Below are 20,906 nucleotides of genomic sequence, written 5' to 3'. Positions count from 1 at the left end.
CCCTTAAACGCTCAGCGGATTCGGTTTGTTCGGGTCAAGGTTGTACTTGACCAGAGCGGCGGCGACGACTTCGCGCTTGATTTCGCCGTTGTCGGCCAGCGCCTTGAGGGCAGCCAGCGTCACCCAGTGACGATCGACCTCGAAATGGTGGCGCAGCTTCTCGCGGGTATCCGAACGGCCAAAGCCATCGGTGCCCAGCGTGACGTACGGTGCCTTGACGAAGGGGCGGATTTGCTCGGAGAACAGCTTGATGTAGTCGGTTGAAGCAACGACCGGGCCCTTGGCGCCAGCCAGCTTTTGCTCGACATGCGACAGCTTCGGCTCTTCCAGCGGGTGCAGCATGTTCCAGCGCTGCGTATCAATCCCGTTGCGGGCCAGTTCGTTCATGCTGGTACAGCCCCACAGGTCGGACTCGACGCCCCAGTCCTGCTTGAGCAGGTCGGCAGCGGCGATGACTTCGCGGAAGATGGTGCCGGAGCCGAGTAGCTGAACGCGCGGGCCGGCCGATTCGCCGCCCTGCTTGAACAGGTACATGCCCTTGATGATGTCGGCTTCCGAGCCAGCCGGCATTTCCGGGTGCTCGTAATTCTCGTTCATCACGGTGATGTAATAGAAGACGTCTTCCTGCTCGACGTGCATGCGGCGCATGCCGTCCTGGGTGACGACGGCGACTTCGTACTGGAAGGTCGGGTCGTAGGAGATGCAGTTCGGGATCAGGTTGGAGAGGATCAGGCTGTGACCGTCTTCGTGTTGCAGGCCTTCACCGTTCAGCGTCGTGCGACCAGCGGTACCACCGATCAGGAAGCCACGGGCGCGTTGGTCGCCCGCTGCCCAGCACAGGTCAAGAACGCGCTGCATGCCGAACATCGAGTAGCAGATGTAGAACGGAATGGTCTGGACGTTATGCACGGAATACGAGGTGGCGGCAGCGATCCAGTCGCTCATCGCGCCGGACTCGTTGATGCCTTCCTGCAGCACCTGACCGGTCTTCGATTCCTTGTAGAACATCAACTGGTCGTGGTCTTCAGGCACATAGTTCTGGCCTTCCTGGTTCCAGATACCAACCGAGCGGAACATGCCTTCCATGCCGAAGGTGCGGGACTCATCCGGCACGATGGGCACGACGTTCTTGCCGACATTCTTGTCCTTCAACATCATGTTCATGATGCGGACGATGGCCATCGTGGTGGACAGCTCGCGGCCTTCGCCGGATGCCTTGAGCAGTGCGTCGAACTTGTCGAGAGCAGGAATTTCCAGCGGTGCGGCCTTGCGGCGACGCTGCGGCAGGAAGCCGCCGAGATCCATGCGGCGCTGACGCATGTATTTGTATTCTTCTGAGTCTTCGGCGAACTTCAGGTAGGGCAGCTCGTAGAGTTTGTCGTCCGGTACCGGCAGATCGAAACGGTCGCGGAAACGGCCGATCTGTTCCACGTCCATTTTCTTTTGCTGGTGCGAGGTGTTCATCGCTTCGCCGGCCTGGCCCATGCCGAAGCCCTTGATGGTCTTGGCCAGGATCAGGGTCGGTGCCCCCTTGTGCTTGATGGCACGGTCGTAAGCGGCAAAAATTTTGAAAATATCGTGGCCGCCGCGGTTCAGTTGCCAAACCTGATCGTCAGTCCAGTCGGCCACCAACTCGCGTAGCTCCGGGGTGTTGAAGAAATGCTCGCGGACGTAGGCGCCATTCTTGGCCTTGAAGGTCTGATACTGGCCATCGACCAGTTCCATCATGCGTTTCTTGAGGATGCCCTTCTTGTCGCGGGTAAAGAGTGCATCCCACTGCGTGCCCCAGACCAGCTTGATGACATTCCAACCGGAGCCGCGGAATTCGGATTCGAGTTCCTGAATGATCTTGCCGTTGCCGCGCACCGGGCCATCAAGGCGCTGCAGGTTGCAGTTGATGACAAAAATCAGGTTATCCAGCTTTTCACGACCGGCCATGCCGATGGCGCCGAGCGATTCGACTTCGTCCGTTTCGCCATCGCCGAGGAAAGCCCAGACCTTGCGATCACCGGCCTTGGCCAGTCCGCGCGAGTCGAGGTACTTCATGAAGCGTGCTTGATAAATGGCCTGAATCGGGCCGAGGCCCATGGAGACAGTCGGGAATTGCCAGAAATCCGGCATCAGCCACGGGTGCGGGTAGGAGGAGATGCCCTTGCCATCGGTTTCCTGGCGGAAGTGGTCCATCTGCTCTTCGCTCAGGCGACCGAGCATGAAGGCGCGGGAATAGACGCCCGGCACTGAGTGGCCCTGGAAGAAGATCAGGTCGCCACCGGACGGGTCGTTGATGCTGCGCCAGAAATGCGAGAAGCCGACGTCGTACAGCGCGGCGGCTGAAGCGAAGGATGCAATGTGGCCGCCGACGTTGGTGTCCTTGTTGGCGCGCACGACCATGGCCATTGCGTTCCAGCGGATGTAGGAATGAATCTTGATTTCCATGTCGGCATTGCCCGGGTACTTGGGCTGCTGGTCGGCAGGGATGGTGTTGATGTACTCGGTGTTGGCCGAGTAGGGCAGGTCGATCCCGTCTTCGCGGGCTTGGCCGATCAGCTTCTCGATCAGGTAATGAGCGCGTTTGGCGCCTTCCTGGGTAATGACGCTATCGAGTGCATCGGTCCATTCTTTGGTCTCCTGCGGATCTATGTCTGCAGGTTCAGGCAAGGCATTGGGTTGGTTGGCCATGGTTTGTCTCCGAGGTTGAATTTCATTTTGTTTTGCCTGTTGAGCAAAACAACTTTATCCGCTTATTGCTCCTTATGCGAGCCCGTAGTTTCCCTTAAGCATCGTTCCGCATTGTAAAATCAAAATTCGCATCGTGCAATAAGGACAAACCCGTACATGGGACTTTTTTTGCATTAGCAACGAAGAGTTTAAATGGACGCCCAGCGGGCCAGCGTGCCGCCGAAGAAGGCGGTGGCGATCAGTGCGAGTGGCGAAATGGCGATAAAAACGCTCAGGACGCGGGCAATGAAGGGATGTGCGATGTGCGACTCGATGAAGCAGCGGGCGACCAGCGCACCCTTCAGCCAGATGATGGCGGCGACCAGCAACGGCAGCCAGCCGGCATCGCGGAACCATTCACTGAGACCGAGGCTAACCAGGGTCAGGGCAAGCAGCCCCAGCCATGCCGCGGTCAACCGGAAAAAATGGTCTTTTTTGAAATCCATCGCTCAGGCCAGGACGTAAAACAACGGAAAAATGACCAGCCAGATGATGTCGGTGGCGTGCCAGTAACTGGCCAGTGCTTCCAGCCCGCTATAGTCGTCGGCGGAATAGCCGTGGCAAAGCAGGCGAGCCAGCACCCAGAGAGTGCCGAGGATGCCCCAGGTGGCGTGCACCAGATGGGTGAAGGTCAGGTAATAGTAGACCGTGAAAAAAATACCCGACTCGCCGTTGATGCCGTGTGCCAGATTCCAGTGGATTTCCAGCGCCTTGGTCAGCGGGTAGCCGATGGCGATGATGAGGCCGGCAAGCAGCCAGATGACGGCCGCCTTGTGTTTGTCCTGACGAATCGCATTGACCGAACAGGCGATGAAGTAGCTGCTGGTCACCATCAATAGCGTGATGATGGTCCCGGCCGTCACCGAAAGCCGTTGTGCGCCTTGGTGAAAGGCATCGGGAAAATGTGCGCGGGCGATGAAATAGACCGCGAAGAGCACGGTGAACTCGACGAACTCGCAAGTAATGCCGGCCCAGATTCCCTTGTTGCCGGGAATGCGAGCGGGTGGGGTGTGGGCCAACTGGTTGACGGCGTTCATGGTCGATAGGTTTCTGACCACGCATTGTTCAGGGCGGCGAGGGCGAGAGCCTTGATGTCCATCAACGGGCTTGAATTGCGTCAAAGGCGTGCGCTGCAAAGGTCCGGCGCAGGATGCGTCGGCGTATTCTGCTAAAATACGCGCCAATTCAAAGGGAAAGGCCAGTGCCTTTCCCCTTTTCTTTTTAGTTGGATGCGACGATGACAGCTCAAATTATCGACGGCAAAGCCTTGGCGGAAGAACTTCGCCAAGGCTTCAAGGCCCGTGTCGAGGCGCTGACCGCCATGGGCCACAAGCCTGGTCTGGTGGTCATTCTGGTCGGAGCCGATCCGGCCTCCGAAGTTTATGTCCGCAACAAGGTCAATGGCTGTCTGGCCATCGGCATGCATTCGGAAAAGATCACTTACGACGCCACGGTTGATCAGGCCACGGTGCTCAACAAGATTGCCGAGCTGAATGCGGACCCGAATATCCACGGCATCCTCGTGCAACTACCGCTACCGAAGCATTTCGATGAAGAAGCTGTGCTCGAAGCGATTGCCGCCGACAAGGATGTCGATGGCTTCCACGCCGAAAACGTCGGTGCGCTGGCCCAGGGCAATCCGCGTTTCATCCCGTGCACGCCGTACGGCGTGATGAAGATGTTTGAAAAAGGTAACGTTGATCTGAGAGGCAAGGAAGCCGTCGTCATCGGCCGCTCCAACATCGTCGGCAAGCCGATGGCGCTGCTGCTGATCAATGCCGGTGCGACCGTCACCGTGTGCAATTCGCGCACCAAGGATCTAATTGGGCACACCCGCCGCGCCGACATTCTGGTCGCCGCCGTCGGCAAGCCTAAATTTGTGACGGCCGACATGGTCAAGCCGGGTGCCGTCGTCATTGACGTGGGTATCAACCGCATGCCGGACGGCAAGCTGTGCGGCGACGTCGATTTCGCTGGCTGTCTTGAAGTGGCCGGCCAGATTACCCCGGTGCCGGGCGGTGTCGGGCCGATGACGATCACCATGCTGCTCGCCAATACCATTGAAGCAGCGGAACGGAAGGCCGGGCTATGAGTGAAAAACAGATTCTCGTCGGTGTCGTCATGGGCTCCGACTCGGACTGGCCGACCATGCAGGCGGCTGCCGGCGTTCTCAAGGATTTTGGCATCGCCTTCGAGGCGCGGGTTGTTTCGGCCCATCGGACGCCGGATCTGCTCTTTTCCTACGCCGAAGCGGCGCTAGGCCGCGGCCTCAAGGCGATTATCGCCGGTGCTGGCGGTGCCGCGCACCTGCCTGGCATGCTGGCTGCAAAGACGACCGTGCCGGTGCTCGGCGTTCCGGTCCAATCCAAGGCGCTGTCTGGTGTTGATTCGCTGCACTCCATCGTTCAGATGCCGAAGGGTATTCCCGTCGCCACCTTCGCCATCGGCGAAGCGGGTGCTGCCAATGCCGCGCTGTTTGCGGTGGCCATGCTGGCCAATGAAAACCCGGAACTGAGCCAAAAATTGCAGGCGTTCCGCCAGGCACAGGCAGAAAAAGTCCTCGCCATGAAATTGCCGGAAGTGTGATTGCCATGGCTTCCGGAATCATTCTTCCACCCGCCACGCTGGGCATGCTCGGCGGCGGCCAGCTCGGGCGCTTCTTCGTGACTGCCGCGCACGAAATGGGTTATCAGGTCTGGGTTCTCGATCCGGATAAAAACAGTCCGGCTGGCCAGATCGCCGAGCGCCATTTCTGTATCGACTACGACGATTACGCTGGCCTTGACGAGTTTGCAGCCGGTTGTGCGGCGATTACTACCGAGTTCGAGAACGTCCCGTCGGCAACGCTCGACTACCTCGCCAAGTTCGTTCCGGTGCGCCCATCAGCCGCCGCTGTCGCCATCTGCCAGGAACGTATCGCCGAAAAGTCATTCCTGCGCGATAACGGCCTGCCGCATGGGCCGTTCGCCGAAATTCGCAGCGAAGACGATATCAAAATCGCGCCTGCCGATCTTTTTCCCGCCATTCTCAAGATTGCCCGCTTCGGTTACGACGGCAAGGGGCAGGCGATGGTCAGCAATCGTCAAGAAGCGCTGCTGGCTTTTGCCCGTTTCAAAGGCGAGGCCTGTGTTCTCGAACAACGCCTGAAGCTCGATTACGAAGTTTCCGTTGTTCTGGCGCGGGATGAACAGGGCCAGGTGCGCTGTTTTCCGACGGGTGAAAACGAGCACACCCAGGGCATTCTCGATGTCTCCATCGTGCCGGCGCGAACCTCCGTCTGTCTGCGTAGCGACGCCGAGGATGTCGCTGCCCGGATTGCCGAGAAGCTCGGCTACATCGGCACCATGGGCGTTGAATTCTTTGTCTGCCAGGGCCGTCTGATCGTCAATGAGATGGCGCCGCGGCCGCATAACAGCGGCCACTACACCGTCGATGCCTGCGTGACCAGCCAGTTCGAACAACAGGTCCGCGCCCTGTGCGGCCTGCCGCTCGGCGAGCCGCGCGCGCATTCGGCGTCGGTCATGGTCAACCTGCTCGGCGATCTGTGGTTCGAAAAGGGCGAAAGCGGCGAACACTACCGCGAACCCGATTGGACCAAGCTGTATGCCGTGCCCAATCTCAAACTTCACCTCTACGGCAAGCACCACGCCCGTCCTGGTCGCAAGATGGGCCATTTCACCGTGATCGGGGAAAACGCCGAGCAAGTTCAAGCGATCGCACGGGCTGCTCGTGCCGCCATCGGCATTCAGGGCGAATGATCCCGGTCGCCACTGATTACAGCCGTGCCGTAGCACTGCTGCGGGCTGGCGAGCTGGTCGCCTTCCCGACGGAAACGGTCTACGGCCTGGGGGCGGATGCCGCCAACCCGGTAGCCGTCGCCAAAATTTTTGCCGCCAAGGGGCGCCCGGCCGATCACCCGCTGATCGTCCATATCGCCGGCCATGATGCGGTCGACCACTGGGCCGAGCAGGTGCCCGATGTCGCCTGGGAACTGATGGAGACTTTCTGGCCCGGCCCTTTGACGCTGATTCTCAAAAAGCAGGCATGGGTGCCGGATGCGGTCACCGGCGGTCAGAATACGGTTGGTTTGCGTGTGCCCGGACATCCCGTTGCGCTGGATCTGCTGCGCGCCTTTGCCGCCGTTGCCGGCGAGCATGCTGGCATCGCAGCACCATCGGCCAACCGTTTTGGCCGTATCAGCCCGACTACGGCCGATCACGTTCGCGAAGAACTCGGCGACCGCGTGCCGCTGATTCTCGATGGCGGGTCGTGCAAAGTTGGCATCGAATCCACCATTGTCGATTGCTCGCGTGGCGAACCAGTCGTGCTGCGTCCCGGGCATATTGCCCCGACGCACCTCGAAGCCGTCCTTGGCCGGCGGCCAGCCATTGAAACCGCTGCCGGCGCCCCGCGCGTCTCCGGATCGCTGGCCGCCCACTATGCACCACAAACGCCGATGCGACTGGTGCCGGCTGAACGCCTGCTCGATTTCATCAACGCCCAACGCCACAAAGGCGATCGTTGTGGCGTCATCAGCACCAACCAGCCACCGCAAGCCGGCATGCCGCACGCCTGGCGCCTGTTGCCGGCCGACCCGGTCGGCTACGCCCACGACCTCTACGCCGCGCTACGCGACATGGACCACGCCGGTGTCAATCTGATCGCCGTCGAAGCCTTGCCCGACGATCCTGCCTGGGCAGCAGTCGCCGACCGCCTGCGCCGCGCCGTTGCCGGCGCCGGGCAGTCTTGAAAGTGGATTGCCACGGTCAACCGGGAAAAACGGGCAAATTCGAAAATTTGCATTCGCGATGCTGTGCAGATGCTGCGGCACTTTGATCTACAAATTGGAGTAGGCTAGAATCTTCCTACGTTGGGGGGGTAGCTCAGTTGGGAGAGCGCCGCGTTCGCAATGCGGAGGTCGTGAGTTCGATCCTCATTCCCTCCACCAACAAGCCAATCATCGATCAATTTTTTGTTTTTGGCACCATTGGCCGACAGTTATTCCCGTTGTGATGTCGGAGGTCTTCAGGTGTGTGGTCGCCACATAATCTATGTAGTCGCAATTCTGAGTGAATTCAGACACTCTGTGTCTCGCATGAGGGCAAGGCTGCCGTAGATGCCTCTTGCTGTCGCAAGGCGGCACGTAGCGCGACCTGCTGACCTGCGGTAATCATTCTTTGGCCTGGTCGCCATTCATAGTGAACCCCTTTTGCTTTTACGCCAGCTTGATAAAGGGCACTGGCAAGGTGGTGCATATCTGAATGCTCAATACTGCTGCCGTCTTTGAGCGTAGCTATAAATTGACCTCGAACGAGACCTATGATTGCTTGAGTATTCATCTTCTCCCTCCGTTTGCCGCCAGCGATGGTATGAAATTTGGCGGCGGAAAGTGTTGTGCACCTGTTTTGCCCTGACGCCTGAGCATTGGGCTTGCAGCGGCCTGGCATGTTGGCATGTTCGTATTTCGAAAATGTTAAGAAGCTGTCGTTACGCGCGAGCGTATTCGTAGTGGCGTTGAATTGCTTTGTATCGCTGAAAGTGAACGCTAATATGGCAAAAAATCCATAGGGCTGTGTTGGTTAGAGGATCATCTCGGATAGTGAAAAATCACAGATTTTCCTCATGCAAGCGGCGATTATATTCGATTGGAATATAATTGGACGCTGGGTTTTTCGCATTAGCTTTAATGCAAGGCTGCACTTGAGCTGCAATCTGATCGCTCAGCCAGTGCTACGCCAGCAGGGTTTCCGCTGCTCCGGCTGATTATTTTCCGACGGCGTCCGGAACGCTGGTAGGACTCAGCATTTCTGGTGAAAAGTAATAATCTGCGGCCCACATGCCAGCGATGGCGAAAAGGATGAACAGCGATGCAGCGATCCACAGAATGACGTGGGTCTTCGATTTTTTTGGGGGCGTTTCGTCGCTCATTGATCGGTGCTCGTCACGGAGTGCCGATCATACGCTTCCGGGGGGGTGTAGAAGCTGAATGTCGGATTTTTTTACACGAGAATCGACTGCGCCTTCAACGATGCCATTTAGTTTAATCGAATCAGCATATTGATAAGTGCGGCATGTTTATTGCATTATTTATAATAATTGCCAGCTTTAGTTTCTTGGCTCTATGTCATAAACCTTTCCAGGAGTTGTCTGTGAAAATCCGTGCCTTGATTTCTCTTCTAGCGCTATCCGTCGCTACTGCTGCGGGGGCTGCTACTCAAACCAACGATTACGGCTCGTATAGCCTGTCATTTGACGACAGTACAATCTTTGGCAGCCCTTCTTTCAGTTTTACGAGCGGTGGCAATGTCGCCGGGTTCGGCTGGAATCTGCCGACCAGCGTGAATGTGGTCAGCCTTGGCGCGCCGGTGACCAACACGTTTGTATTGCCGGACTTCACGATCACCGCCAATGCTGGGTACAGCCTTAGCGGCTTGAGCGCTTCAGTGGGTAATCTGGTGTTTACCGAGGTCGGTGGCGCGACGACTCAAGCGGTCGCTGGCGCTAATGCTTCCGTCAATGGCGGGCCGCTGGTTCCTTTCGGCGGTATCCTGACCAAAACGACCACGCTGAGCGGTGCCGGGTATTCCACGGGTTATTTGTCCGGCTCTGATTCGAGCGGCGCGGGTTCTTTTAACGCTATCGTCGTGACTGGCGGAACGCTGACTTTGAGTGCAAGCGGCGGCTTTTTCTCCAGCATCACGTCCAATCCACAAAATGAAATCAAATTCAGCCTGATCGCCGCGGCCATTCCCGAGCCGGAGAGCTACGCCATGCTGCTGGCTGGTCTTGGTCTGATTGGAGCGATCGCTCGTCGGCGCAAGCTGCACGCGTGATTTAATTCAAGCGAGCCACAGGGGCGGCTTCGGCCGCCTTTTTTATTGCATCGAATTTTTGCCATATTCGCTTCAGGTGGCGGATTGGGTATTTCCCTTCGGGGGCTTGTATTACAGTGCGATTCGCCGAATACTTTGTGCGAATCAGTGTCACACTGATTCGCAAGAAATCTATTGTCACCATAACAATAACTGCTTGGAGGATCGAGACATGACTTTGGCTGCCAAGGTGCACACGCACAAGATTTCCACAAACGCGACGTTGAGCCCATCGGGATATAACCTGATTGGTGCTGATTCGCCGGCTATCGAGGCGATGACTGACTTTCTCCGGGTCAGTGTGGTCGTTATCGGCGCCGAGGCGTCGATCAAGGAGGCCAACGCGCAGATGATTTCACGCGGCGTTCGTCTGCTGATGGTGACCGCTGCCGATGATCGGGTCGAGGGCTTGATTACCGCCCGTGACATTCTGGGTGAGAAGCCGATGCAGATCGCACACGCTCGCGGTTGCAAGCGTGACGAGCTTCTGGTGGCCGACCTGATGACGCCGGTTGGCAATGTCGACACCCTCTATCTGAGCGAGGTGCTCAACGCCCGTGTCGTGGATATCCTGAATGCATTGAAGCGCCTCGGTCGCCAACATATCCTGGTTGAGGATGTCGATATGGCGACGGGCCAGCCCCGCGTGCGCGGGCTGTTCTCGGCGACGCATATCGGGCGTTTGCTCGGTGTTCCCGTGCTTGGCTTTGAACTGGCCAGTACGTTTGCTGAAATCGAGGCGGCGCTGTCCAACTAATGCCGGCTTCGGCATGAATACCCCTGACGATCTGCGCCAGCTGGCATCGCAGTCGCTGCTCTCGCACTTCACCGATCTGTGCGAAGGGGCAGTGATTGTCGACGCCCAGGCCAATGTTGTGTGGATGAATGACAAATATCCCGGACACTTGGGAATCACCGATCTGGCGGCGATGGTCGGGCGGCCGATCGAAGCGGTAATTCCAAACAGCCTGTTGCGACAGGTCGTTCATACGGGCCAGCCGATCTTGCTCGACATCATGGATTCCGGTGACGAGTCATATGTTGTGACCCGCTTGCCGCTCAGGGATACGGGCGGGAAGGTGGTCGGCGCAGTCGGTTTTATTCTTTATGACGACCCGCGCCAGCTGGCACCGGTGGTGTCCCGCTATCAACGCCTGAGAGCGGATCTGGCGGAAGCCGAGCGCAAGCTGGCCGATGCCCGGCGGACCAAGTACACGTTTTCCAGCTTTATCGGCGCCGGCGCGGCTTGCGGCAATCTGAAACAGGCTGCACGGCGCGCTGCGCGGACTTCCTCGTCGGTGCTCATTCTTGGCGAAACCGGCACCGGCAAGGAGTTGCTCGCTCAAGCGATTCATGCGGCCAGCCCTCGCGCCAACGGTCCGTTTGTGGCTGTCAATATTGCGGCTGTGCCGGCAACCTTGCTTGAGGCCGAGTTTTTTGGCGTCGCGGCCGGGGCGTACACCGGGGCCGACAAGCGCGGCCGGGATGGCAAGTTTAAAGTAGCTGATGGCGGCACACTGTTTCTCGACGAAATTGGCGACATGTCGCTTGCCTTGCAGGCCAAATTACTGCGAGTACTGCAGGAGCGTGAATTCGAGCCGGTCGGCTCGAACCGTCTGCTGGCCGTCGATGTGCGGATCGTGGCGGCAACCAGCCGCGATCTGGAAAAAATGGTTGCCGACGGCCAGTTCCGGGCAGATCTCTACTACCGTTTGAATGTCATCACCCTGAGGACGCCACCATTACGCGAGCGTCCCGAAGACATGGCCTTGCTGGCCGATTACTTGATCGAGCAGATCTGCCGTCTACAGGGTATTCCGCTGCATGGCATCAGTACATCGGCGCTCAATCGCCTGTTGCAGCATGACTGGCCGGGCAATGTTCGCGAACTGGCCAATGTCCTGGAGCGCGCCTTGTTGATGAGTGATGGCGACATCCTGGAGAGTGACAACCTCGACCTGGTCATGCCCAAGGTGAAAGCTTCGCTGGTCCCGTCCATGGCGAATGCCCTCGGTATTGCCGAAGTCGTTGCGCAGGCCGAACGTCAGGCGATTCTTGCGGCCTTGCGGGTTTGTCTGGGTAACAAGGCACAGGCGGCGCGCCTGCTTGGCATATCGCGGGCGGCACTGTACGAAAAAATTGCAGTGCTCGGGGTCGATGTGCAGCTTGCCTGAGGTGTCCGGGAAGCAGGACGAAGGTGTATCGGCAGGCAGACACCTGTTGGCCGCGGTCAACCGGAAAAAACGCCGAATTTTATAATATTCAATACCTTGAGTTTTCTGGCACAGCCCGTGCGTAAGGACTGGTTCCGCAATAATCAACAAGGAGACAACTGTGGACTTTCTGATCGTACTGGGGGCCTTGGCCTTTTTGATGTTCGTGGCCTATCGCGGCTACAGCGTCATCCTGTTTGCACCAATTGCCGCCATGGGGGCAGTGCTTTTCATCGACCCTAACCTTGTGGCGCCCATGTTTACCGGCCTCTTCATGGACAAGATGGTCGGCTTCGTCAAAAACTTCTTCCCTGTTTTCTTGCTTGGCGCCGTATTCGGCAAAGTGATTGAAATGTCCGGCTTCTCGAAGTCGATAGTCGCTTCAGTCATCAAGATGATCGGCAGCGAGCGGGCCATCCTCTCCATTGTCATTGTCTGCGCATTGCTGACCTATGGTGGCGTTTCGCTGTTCGTCGTGGTATTCGCCGTCTATCCCTTTGCCGCCGAGATGTTCCGTCAGGGCAACATTCCAAAGCGTCTGATTCCCGGCACCATCGCGCTCGGCGCCTTTACCTTCACGATGGATTCGCTGCCCGGTACGCCGCAGATCCAGAACATCATCCCGACCACTTTCTTCAAGACCAATATCTACGCTGCACCTTGGCTTGGCATCATTGGCGCTATCTTTATCTTCATCGTCGGTATGGCCTATCTGGAAAGCGCCCGTCGTCGCGCCGCCAAGGCGGGTGAAGGCTATGGTGAGGGACATACCAATGAACCGGAACCTGTTTCTGCCGAAAAGCTGGTTCATCCGGCCATCGCCATTCTGCCGTTGATCATGGTCGGGGTCATGAACAAGGTCTTTACCAATGCCATCCCGCTGCTTTATGGCGACAAGGTCGAGTTCAACGCAGCGGTGATCGGCAATGCCCACCCGGTGATCCAGCAAACCAAGGCGGTCGCCGCCATCTGGGCAGTTGAAGGTGCGCTGCTGATCGGTATTGCAACCGTTTTTGTCTTTGGCTGGAAAATGGTCGCCGCCAAGTTCGGCGAAGGTAGCAAGAGCGCCATCGGCGGCGCCCTGCTGGCGACAATGAACACCGCTTCCGAATACGGTTTCGGTGCCGTGATCGCTGCGCTACCGGGCTTCCTGGTCGTCGCCAATGCACTGAGCTCGATTCCCAATCCGTTGATCAACGAGGCCATTACCGTCACCTCGCTGGCCGGTATCACCGGTTCTGCTTCTGGCGGCATGGGTATTGCGCTGGCTGCGATGGCCGATACCTTTATCGCCAATGCCAACGCCGCCGGCATTCCGCTGGAAGTCTTCCACCGGGTTGCCTCAATGGCTTCGGGCGGTATGGATACGCTCCCGCATAACGGCGCCGTGATCACGCTGCTGGCAGTGACGGGTTTGACCCATCGCCAATCGTACAAGGATATCTTCGCGATTACCTGTATCAAGACGATGGCCGTGTTTGTGATCATTGGCACGTTCTACGCTACCGGTATTGTTTGAACATCCAATAAAAATAAGGAGGAGATAAATCATGCCCCTGTCACGTCACCCGATGGCCTCGTCACTACGAGCCTCCGACACCGGCAAGGTAGTTTCGGCGCGCGATGCCGTGCGCCTGATCAAGGATGGCGACACCGTTGCTACCGGCGGTTTCGTCGGTATCGGTTTCGCTGAAAATATTGCCGTTGCGCTGGAAAAGCTGTTTCTTGAAGGTGAGGAGGCCGATGTGCATGGTCTCGGCCGGCCGCGCAACCTGACTTTGGTTTATGCGGCTGGTCAGGGTGATGGCAAGGAACGTGGCCTCAATCACCTCGGCCATGATGGCCTGGTTTCTCGGGTGATCGGCGGCCACTGGGGCCTGGTGCCCAAGTTGCAGCAACTGGCTGTCTCCAATCGTATCGAAGCCTACAATCTGCCGCAGGGCGTGATCGCTCACCTCTTTCGCGACATCGCGGCCGGCAAACCCGGCACGCTGACCCGCGTTGGTCTGGGGACTTTCGTCGACCCGCGTTTCGGCGGTGGCAAGCTGAACGAGATGACGACGAAGGATGTCGTTCGCCTGATGGAGATCGATGGGGAGGAATGTCTGTTCTACAAGGCCTTCCCCATTAACATCGGGATCATTCGCGGCACGACGGCTGATCCGGATGGCAATGTCACGATGGAAAAGGAGGCGCTGACACTGGAAGCACAGGCCATCGCGATGGCCGCTCGCAACTCGGGCGGTATCGTGATCGTTCAGGTCGAACGCATCGCCGAGCGCGGCACCCTGAACCCGCGTCAGGTGAAGATTCCCGGCATTCTGGTCGACTGCGTCGTGGTCGCCGAGAAGCCGGAATATCACATGCAGACCTTCATCGAGCAGTACAACCCGGCCTATGCCGGCGAGATCAAGGTGCCGATGTCAGCGATTGCTGCCATGCCGATGAGCGAGCGCAAGATCATCGCCCGTCGGGCGGCGCTGGAACTGAAGGCCAATGCGGTGGTGAATCTCGGCATCGGCATGCCGGAAGGTGTGGCCAATGTTGCCGCTGAGGAACAAGTCATCGATTTGATGACGCTGACCGCCGAGCCCGGTGTCATTGGCGGCGTGCCGGCCGGCGGCCTCAGTTTTGGGGCGGCGACCAATGCCCAGGCGATCATCGACCAGCCCAGCCAGTTCGATTTCTACGATGGTGGCGGGCTGGATATTGCCTTCCTCGGTCTGGCTCAAGCCGACAAGCAGGGCAACCTGAATGTTTCCAAGTTCGGCCCGCGACTGGCTGGTGCCGGGGGCTTCATCAACATTTCACAGAATGCCAAGAAGGTGGTTTTCGTCGGCACCTTTACCGCGGGAAATCTTGAGATCGCGGTCGACGCCGGAAAGTTGAGCATTCTGGAAGACGGCAAGGCGGTGAAGTTTGTTGAAGAGGTCGAGCACCGTACCTTCAGCGGCCCGCAAGCCGCCAAATGGGGAAAAACGGTGCTCTACATCACCGAGCGTTGCGTCTTCAAACTGACGGCTGACGGGCTGGAGTTGACCGAAATTGCGCCGGGGATTGATCTGCAGAAGGACATTCTCGACAAGATGCAGTTCAAGCCCATCATCAATCGTGAGCCGAAGCTGATGGATGCCCGGATCTTTGCCGAGGAGCCGATGAGTATCCGTGCCGAAATGCTGGAGATGCCGATGGCAGAGCGGCTTTCATTTGATCCGGACAAAAACCTGTTCTTCGTCAATTTTGCCGGCTTGAGTGTACGCAATGAAGCCGATATTGAGCGAATTCTCGAAGCTGTCGAGCACGAGCTGGCGCCCATTGGTCACAAGGTTAACGCTGTTGTTAACTACGATCGATTCTCGATCGTGCCCGAACTGGTCGATGACTACATCGGGGTGGTCAAGGGCATTATGGATCGTCATTACCATGATGTCACGCGCTATACCTCCAATACCTTCCTGCGCATGAAGCTTGGCGAGGCGCTGGAGAAACAGAAGATTTCTCCGCATCTCTACGAAAGCGCCGACGAGGCTGAAGGACATCTAGCAAAGCAATGATGACCAAAGGGTCATTAAGTAAGTGACATTGATGTCGGCCGCGGTATCATTTGATGATTTCCGCGGTCGACACAGGTTTTTGCATGAAATCCAATTTTTTGGCCCCGCTTGGTGGGCGTAATGGTCGCATCGTGCTGGCTATTGCTGTTTTGGCGGTGGCTGGCATTTTATTTGTTCTGCGTGGCGACGCGCCGAAGTCGGCCAAGCCGCTAGCGACGAGCCGGCCCGCCCTGACCGTCAGCCTGATTGCACCGCAAACCCAGGACTGGCCGCTGGTGCTGCCGGCCAACGGTAACGTGGTTGCCTGGCAGGAGGCCGTGATTGGCGCCGAGATCGCCAATTACCGGATCACGGAAGTTCGCGTTCAGGTGGGTGACACCGTCAGGAAAGGTCAGGTACTGGCCCGCATCGCCAGCGATACCGTGGCCAGCGAACTGGCAGAGGCTAAGGCCTCGGTCGCTGAACTGGAGGCTAGTGCGACCGAGGCCAAGGGCAACGCCGAACGGGCCAAGGAATTACGGGAAAAGGGCTTTTACAGCTCGCAACTGAACACCCAATATCAGACCGCAGAGCACACGGCGCAAGCGCGTCTGGCTGGCGCTCGCGCTCGCCAGCAGGCGGCCGATCTGAAAATGAGCAAGACCGGGGTGCTGGCGCCGGACGATGGCGTGATTTCGGCGCGTAGTGCAACGGTGGGGTCGCTGACCCAGCCCGGACAGGAGCTGTTTCGCCTGATTCGCGGGGGCCGTCTGGAATGGCGGGCCGAAGTGCCGTCGGCCGATCTTGCCAAGGTCAGCGCTGGTGCCGTGGCGATATTGACGGCGCCTGGCGGCGAAACGGTCAGAGGCAAGGTGCGCACCGTGTCGCCGAGCGTCGATCCGCAGACCCGCAACGGTCTGGTCTATGTCGATTTGCCTGCCTCGAAAGGGATTCGTGCCGGCATGTTTGCGCGTGGCGAGTTCGAACTGGCGCGTAGCTCGGCGCTGACCTTGCCGCAGACGGCGGTTGTCCAGCGCGAAGGCTTTGCCTATGTTTTCCGGATGGAGGGCGAAGATCGCGTGGCGCAGACCAAGGTGAATCTGGGGCGTCGCGTCGGTGAGCAGGTGGAGATTGTTTCAGGACTGGCGCCTGCGGCGCGCGTCGTTGCGGCTGGCGCTGGTTTTCTGGCCGATGGCGACGTTGTGAAGGTGGTCGACGGAATTTCAAAATGAGCCATTTTTTCCGGTTGACCGTGGCAGTGCCAATGCAGGAACAATTGGCTGAATGGAAGGGTGGGGCGCGATGAATGTTTCGTCGTGGTCGATCCGGAATCCGACGCCGGCCATCCTCTTCTTCCTCTTGCTGACCCTGGCTGGCGTCATGGCCTTCAAGGCCATGAAAATACAGCAGTTCATGGACATCGACCTGCCGACGGTCATTGTGACCGCCAGCCTGCCCGGCGCGGCGCCGGCGCAGATGGAAACCGAGGTGGCGCGCAAGATCGAGAATTCGGTAGCGACGCTGCAGGGCATCAAGCATATCTACACCAAGGTGCAGGACGGCACGGCGACGGTGACGATCGAGTTCCGCCTGGAAAAGGCGACGCAGGAAGCGGTTGACGACGTGCGCGATGCTGTTTCGCGCATCCGCGCCGATCTGCCCGGCGACATCAAGGACCCGGTGATCAGCAAGGTCAATCTGTCCGGCGCGCCGATTCTGACTTACACCGTGGCATCGAGCCGGATGGATGACGAGGCGCTGTCATGGTTTGTCGACAACGCAGTAACCAAGGCGCTGCTCTCGGCGCGCGGGGTGGGGGCGGTGTCGCGGGTGGGCGGCGTGACGCGCGAGGTTCGCGTCGAACTCGATCCGGCCCGGATGCTCGCCCTGAACGTCACGGCGGCGGATATTTCGCGGCAGTTGCGGCAGATCCAGCAGGATGCGTCAGGCGGCATCGCCGACGTCGGCGGTATCGAGCAGTCGGTGCGCACTATCGCCACCGTGCAGACGGCCGGCGAGCTGGGCGGCATGGATATTGTGTTGACCGACGGGCGGCGGATTCGGCTTGATCAGGTGGCCAGCATCAGCGACACCGTGGGCGAAGAGCGTACGGCGGCGCTGCTCAATGGCAAGCCGGTCGTCGGCTTTGAAATTACCCGCAGCAAGGGTGCCGGCGAGATCGAAGTGGCCGACAACGTCAAGCGCGTGCTGGAGAAGCTGAAAGCAGATCATCCGGACATTGAAATTACCGAGGCCTTCAATTTCGTCGATCCCGTCATCGACAACTATGAAGGCTCAATGAAGTTGCTGATCGAAGGTGCGCTGCTTGCCGTGCTGGTCGTCTGGCTTTTCCTGCGTGATGCGCGCGCTACGTTTGTATCCGCTGCCGCGCTGCCGCTATCGGCCATCCCGACCTTCGCCGCCATGTACCTGATGGGATTCACGCTCAATGTCGTGACCCTGCTCTCGATGTCGCTGGTCGTCGGTATTCTGGTCGACGACGCCATCGTCGAGATCGAAAATATCATGCGCCACCTGCGCATGGGGAAGACGCCCTATCAGGCCGCGATGGAGGCGGCCGATGAAATCGGCCTGGCGGTCATCGCCACGACCTTTACGCTGATTGCCGTTTTTCTGCCGACCGCTTTCATGAGCGGCGTTGCCGGCAAGTTCTTCGTTCAATTCGGGTGGACCGCAGCCATCGCCGTCTTCTTCTCGCTGGTGGTTGCCCGCATGCTGACGCCGATGATGGCTGCCTACATTCTCAAGCCGGTGACGCATGACGAGCCGACACCAGGCTGGCTCACGCGCTACGAAGGCTGGGCCGCGTGGTGCCTGAAACATCGCGTGATCACCATGCTGGGGGCAGCGATTTTCTTCGTCGGTTCCTTCATGCTGGTGCCGCTGCTGCCCAAGGGCTTTCTCCCCCCGGATGACGTCTCGCAGACGCAAATTTACCTGTCCTTGCCCCCCGGGGCGACCTTCAAGGAAACGCTGGCGGCCGCCGAGCGGGCGCGCTTGGTTGCCGAGGCCAATCCGCACGTCAGGCTGGTGTATACCGCCGTTGGTGGTGGCAAGGCGGGTAGCGACCCATTTGCCCCGGCCGGTGCGGCCGAAGTGCGCAAGGCGACGTTGACCTTGAACCTGACTCCGCGTAGTGAGCGCCACGGTACCAGCAAGCAGGTGATCGAAGACCAGTTGCGTGAAGGGCTGACCGCCATTCCCGGGGTTCAGGCCAAGGTCGGCCTGGCTTCCGGTAACGAAAAATACATCCTCGTGCTGGCTAGCGAGAACGGCCCGCTACTTTCGGAGCACGCGCGCGTTGTCGAACGCGAACTGCGTGGCCTGCCGGGGCTGGGTAATATCACGACGACGGCCAGTCTGGTTCGACCGGAGCTCGTCATTCGCCCAGATTTTGCCCGGATGGCCGATCTCGGCGTCACTTCGGCCGCAATTGCCGACACGCTGCGCATTGCCACGGCCGGCGATTACGATCAGGGCCTGGCCAAACTCAATCTCGCCCAGCGCCAGATTCCCATCGTCGTCAAATTGCCGCCGGCCGCGCGTACCGACCTGGCATTGCTTGAACGTCTGACCGTGCCCGGCAAGCACGGTCCGGTCATGTTGGCCAACGTCGCCGCGATCAGTATTGGCGGCGGCCCGGCCGAGATCAACCGTTACGACCGCCTGCGCAATATCAATTTCGAAATCGAACTGAATGGCCAGCCGCTGGGCGAAGTCGAGGCTGCCGCCCTCAAGTTGCCCAGCCTCGCCAATCTGCCGCCCGGCGTCATCCAGACCACGGTTGGCGATGCAGAAGCGATGGGCGAGCTGTTCTCCAGCTTTGCGCTGGCCATGGGGACCGGGGTGCTGTGCATCTACATCGTACTGGTGCTGCTCTTCAAGGATTTCGTCCAGCCGGTGACCATCCTGGCGGCGCTGATCCTGTCGGTGCCGGGCGCCTTTCTGGCGCTTTTCGTCTCACATACGGCCCTGTCGATGCCATCGATGATCGGTTTGATCATGCTGATGGGCATCGCCACCAAAAATTCCATCCTGTTGATTGATTACGTCGTGCTCGCGCGTCGAGAGCATGGGCTTGATCGCTGGGAAGCCTTGCTTGATGCCTGCCGCAAGCGGGCACGTCCCATCGTGATGACAACCGTGGCGATGGGGGCCGGCATGATGCCAATCGCACTCGGTATCGGTACCGATCCCAGCTTTCGGGCGCCGATGGCGATCGTCGTCATCGGCGGCCTGATTACCTCGACTTTTCTGAGTTTACTGGTAATCCCGGTTGTTTTTACCTATGTTGATGATCTGATCAGCTGGTTTCGCCGGCGGTTTTCCCGGCCGGAGCACTGATGACGAATTAATGATTGGGGTGGCGCGTCACGCAATTCGGTAGACGATTCAGGGAGTGAGTCGTTTTTTCGGAAGTCCTCGTGCTGCGTTAGGTAAAATCCAGGATTGAAATCCATCCAAAGGCAAAAAGATGAAAAAGAATGGATGGCTGCTTATTGCGGCCTCAATAACGGTTTCCGCATTGATGAGTGCTTGTGTCATGGCGCCAGTGGATCCTTACTACGATCAACCAGTACGTCTGCCGCCACCCCCGCCGCGGCACGAGTACTTGGGCTACCCGCCCGCCCCGGATTATGTCTGGATTACCGGTTACTGGGGCTGGGGTGGTGCCCGTTACGAGTGGATGCCGGGTCGTTGGGAGGCTCCTCGTCAGGGCTATCAGTGGGTGCCGCATCGCTGGGAGCGTAATGGCGACCAATGGCGCCAGTCAGGTGGTCGCTGGGAACAGGACAATCGTCAGCGAACGATGCCGCCGCCCGCCGTCGTACCGCAAAGCGCACCTCGGCCGGAACGAGGCTATCCGCAGCAGTACCGGGAACCCGCAGGAGATTCGCGCAATTATCGTGATCAACGGCCTGTTGCGCCAGTTGAACGCGCTAATCAGCCGCGTTACGAACAGCGTGATGCGGGTCGATCAGCGCCGGTAAATCCGGCGTTTCGGCCGGAGCGCGACAGCTACACACGCCCGGCACCGGTGGCTGCCCCAGCGCCAGCACCAGCGCCAATCCAGCAGCCGGGACCTGTCCGGCGCGATGAGTCAGCAAAAGGTAGAGACGGGGGCGACCGGGGTGATAGGGGCGAGCGGGGGGATGGGCGCTCCAAGCGCCGTCAGTCCGATGAACGGAATTAGTTTGCTCAGGCTTTCTTCATTTTTCAACAACCGTGAAATAGTTCACTGATGTTTTATTTGATAGGTCTAATTTGTAGGCATAGGAGGTACGTGATGGCTACAACTGCAAATGTAATGTTTTTCAAGAATGAATTTATCGCTGCACTGAGCGACGGACGTCATATTGAGCGGCGTGACTGGCGTGAAATGGCGCTTGCACTCTACCGTGCAGGCGTTGACGGAGGATCGGTGAATTACGAGTGGGGTAGCGGTCAGCGCATGATTACCGCGGGGCAGCAGGTGGCCTTGCGGGCGGAGATTCGGCGTCTGGCGCAGGCGTCGGACGTTCGCCTCGGCGCGGCTGCCTGAGCGGCGC

General features: G+C 58.8%; 18 protein-coding genes and 1 tRNA gene. 14 read left to right on the top strand and 5 right to left on the bottom strand.

What is annotated here, in order from left to right; genetic code table 11:
* Positions 1–3: 3 nt before the first annotated feature.
* From aceE to IPJ12_07240, 3 genes are all read right to left on the bottom strand, one after another.
* Positions 4–2,679, bottom strand: coding sequence for a pyruvate dehydrogenase (acetyl-transferring), homodimeric type (gene aceE, locus IPJ12_07250; protein ID MBK7646942.1), 2,676 nt, complete (start codon positions 2,677–2,679; stop codon positions 4–6).
* Positions 2,680–2,867: 188 nt separating this feature from the next.
* A complete protein-coding gene (locus IPJ12_07245; GenBank protein ID MBK7646941.1) occupies positions 2,868–3,164 on the bottom strand; it encodes a hypothetical protein in 297 nt (98 codons plus the stop codon).
* 3 nt (positions 3,165–3,167) lie between these two features.
* Positions 3,168–3,755, bottom strand: a complete 588-nt coding sequence (locus tag IPJ12_07240) for a cytochrome c oxidase subunit 3 family protein (protein MBK7646940.1) — start codon at positions 3,753–3,755, stop codon at positions 3,168–3,170.
* A gap of 200 nt (positions 3,756–3,955) precedes the next feature.
* Between IPJ12_07240 and folD the strand changes: the two genes are divergently transcribed.
* From folD to IPJ12_07215, 5 genes are all read left to right on the top strand, one after another.
* A complete protein-coding gene (gene folD / locus IPJ12_07235; GenBank protein ID MBK7646939.1) occupies positions 3,956–4,810 on the top strand; it encodes a bifunctional methylenetetrahydrofolate dehydrogenase/methenyltetrahydrofolate cyclohydrolase FolD in 855 nt (284 codons plus the stop codon).
* Positions 4,807–5,304 (top strand): 5-(carboxyamino)imidazole ribonucleotide mutase, encoded by a 498-nt coding sequence (gene purE, locus IPJ12_07230; protein MBK7646938.1) that lies wholly within the window; start codon positions 4,807–4,809, stop codon positions 5,302–5,304. The genes folD and purE overlap by 4 nt, the downstream gene beginning before the upstream one ends.
* Positions 5,305–5,321: 17 nt before the next feature.
* Positions 5,322–6,476: a 5-(carboxyamino)imidazole ribonucleotide synthase gene (locus tag IPJ12_07225; GenBank protein MBK7646937.1), complete on the top strand. Its 1,155-nt coding sequence runs from the start codon at positions 5,322–5,324 to the stop codon at positions 6,474–6,476.
* Positions 6,473–7,468 carry a threonylcarbamoyl-AMP synthase gene (locus IPJ12_07220; GenBank protein MBK7646936.1) on the top strand — a complete coding sequence of 332 codons (996 nt, stop codon included), beginning with the start codon at positions 6,473–6,475 and terminating at the stop codon, positions 7,466–7,468. Before IPJ12_07225 ends, IPJ12_07220 begins: the two co-directional genes overlap by 4 nt.
* Positions 7,469–7,590: 122 nt before the next feature.
* A tRNA-Ala gene (locus tag IPJ12_07215) sits at positions 7,591–7,666 on the top strand.
* 127 nt (positions 7,667–7,793) lie between these two features.
* Here the strand turns inward: IPJ12_07215 and IPJ12_07210 are convergent.
* Positions 7,794–8,057 (bottom strand): hypothetical protein, encoded by a 264-nt coding sequence (locus IPJ12_07210; protein ID MBK7646935.1) that lies wholly within the window; start codon positions 8,055–8,057, stop codon positions 7,794–7,796.
* 424 nt (positions 8,058–8,481) lie between these two features.
* A complete protein-coding gene (locus tag IPJ12_07205) occupies positions 8,482–8,646 on the bottom strand; it encodes a hypothetical protein (protein MBK7646934.1) in 165 nt (54 codons plus the stop codon).
* A gap of 143 nt (positions 8,647–8,789) precedes the next feature.
* On the opposite strand from IPJ12_07205, the gene IPJ12_07200 reads away from it, so the two are divergent.
* The 9 genes from IPJ12_07200 (at position 8,790) to IPJ12_07160 (ending at position 20,899) form a co-directional block, all read left to right on the top strand.
* A complete protein-coding gene (locus IPJ12_07200; GenBank protein MBK7646933.1) occupies positions 8,790–9,551 on the top strand; it encodes a PEP-CTERM sorting domain-containing protein in 762 nt (253 codons plus the stop codon).
* A gap of 211 nt (positions 9,552–9,762) precedes the next feature.
* Positions 9,763–10,347, top strand: coding sequence for a CBS domain-containing protein (locus tag IPJ12_07195; GenBank protein MBK7646932.1), 585 nt, complete (start codon positions 9,763–9,765; stop codon positions 10,345–10,347).
* A gap of 13 nt (positions 10,348–10,360) precedes the next feature.
* Positions 10,361–11,764 (top strand): sigma 54-interacting transcriptional regulator, encoded by a 1,404-nt coding sequence (locus IPJ12_07190; protein ID MBK7646931.1) that lies wholly within the window; start codon positions 10,361–10,363, stop codon positions 11,762–11,764.
* 160 nt (positions 11,765–11,924) lie between these two features.
* The gene (locus IPJ12_07185; protein ID MBK7646930.1) at positions 11,925–13,322 is read left to right on the top strand and encodes a GntP family permease; all 1,398 of its coding nucleotides are present in this window, start codon (positions 11,925–11,927) and stop codon (positions 13,320–13,322) included.
* A 31-nt stretch (positions 13,323–13,353) separates the two neighbouring features.
* Positions 13,354–15,357 carry an acyl CoA:acetate/3-ketoacid CoA transferase gene (locus IPJ12_07180; GenBank protein ID MBK7646929.1) on the top strand — a complete coding sequence of 668 codons (2,004 nt, stop codon included), beginning with the start codon at positions 13,354–13,356 and terminating at the stop codon, positions 15,355–15,357.
* Between the two features lie 83 nt (positions 15,358–15,440).
* Complete coding sequence (locus tag IPJ12_07175; protein MBK7646928.1) at positions 15,441–16,568, top strand: efflux RND transporter periplasmic adaptor subunit; 1,128 nt, start codon at positions 15,441–15,443, stop codon at positions 16,566–16,568.
* A gap of 70 nt (positions 16,569–16,638) precedes the next feature.
* Entirely contained in the window at positions 16,639–19,701 is a 3,063-nt protein-coding gene (locus IPJ12_07170) for an efflux RND transporter permease subunit (GenBank protein MBK7646927.1), read from the top strand.
* Between the two features lie 130 nt (positions 19,702–19,831).
* A complete protein-coding gene (locus tag IPJ12_07165) occupies positions 19,832–20,551 on the top strand; it encodes a YXWGXW repeat-containing protein (GenBank protein MBK7646926.1) in 720 nt (239 codons plus the stop codon).
* Positions 20,552–20,644: 93 nt separating this feature from the next.
* Positions 20,645–20,899: a hypothetical protein gene (locus IPJ12_07160; GenBank protein ID MBK7646925.1), complete on the top strand. Its 255-nt coding sequence runs from the start codon at positions 20,645–20,647 to the stop codon at positions 20,897–20,899.
* Positions 20,900–20,906 lie beyond the last annotated feature (7 nt).

The organism is Betaproteobacteria bacterium, assembly GCA_016709965.1.
Lineage (GTDB): Bacteria > Pseudomonadota > Gammaproteobacteria > Burkholderiales > Rhodocyclaceae > Azonexus > Azonexus amarohabitans.
The sequence above is the reverse complement of the archived record's forward strand: the minus strand, read 5'-3'. Positions and strand labels throughout refer to the sequence as shown.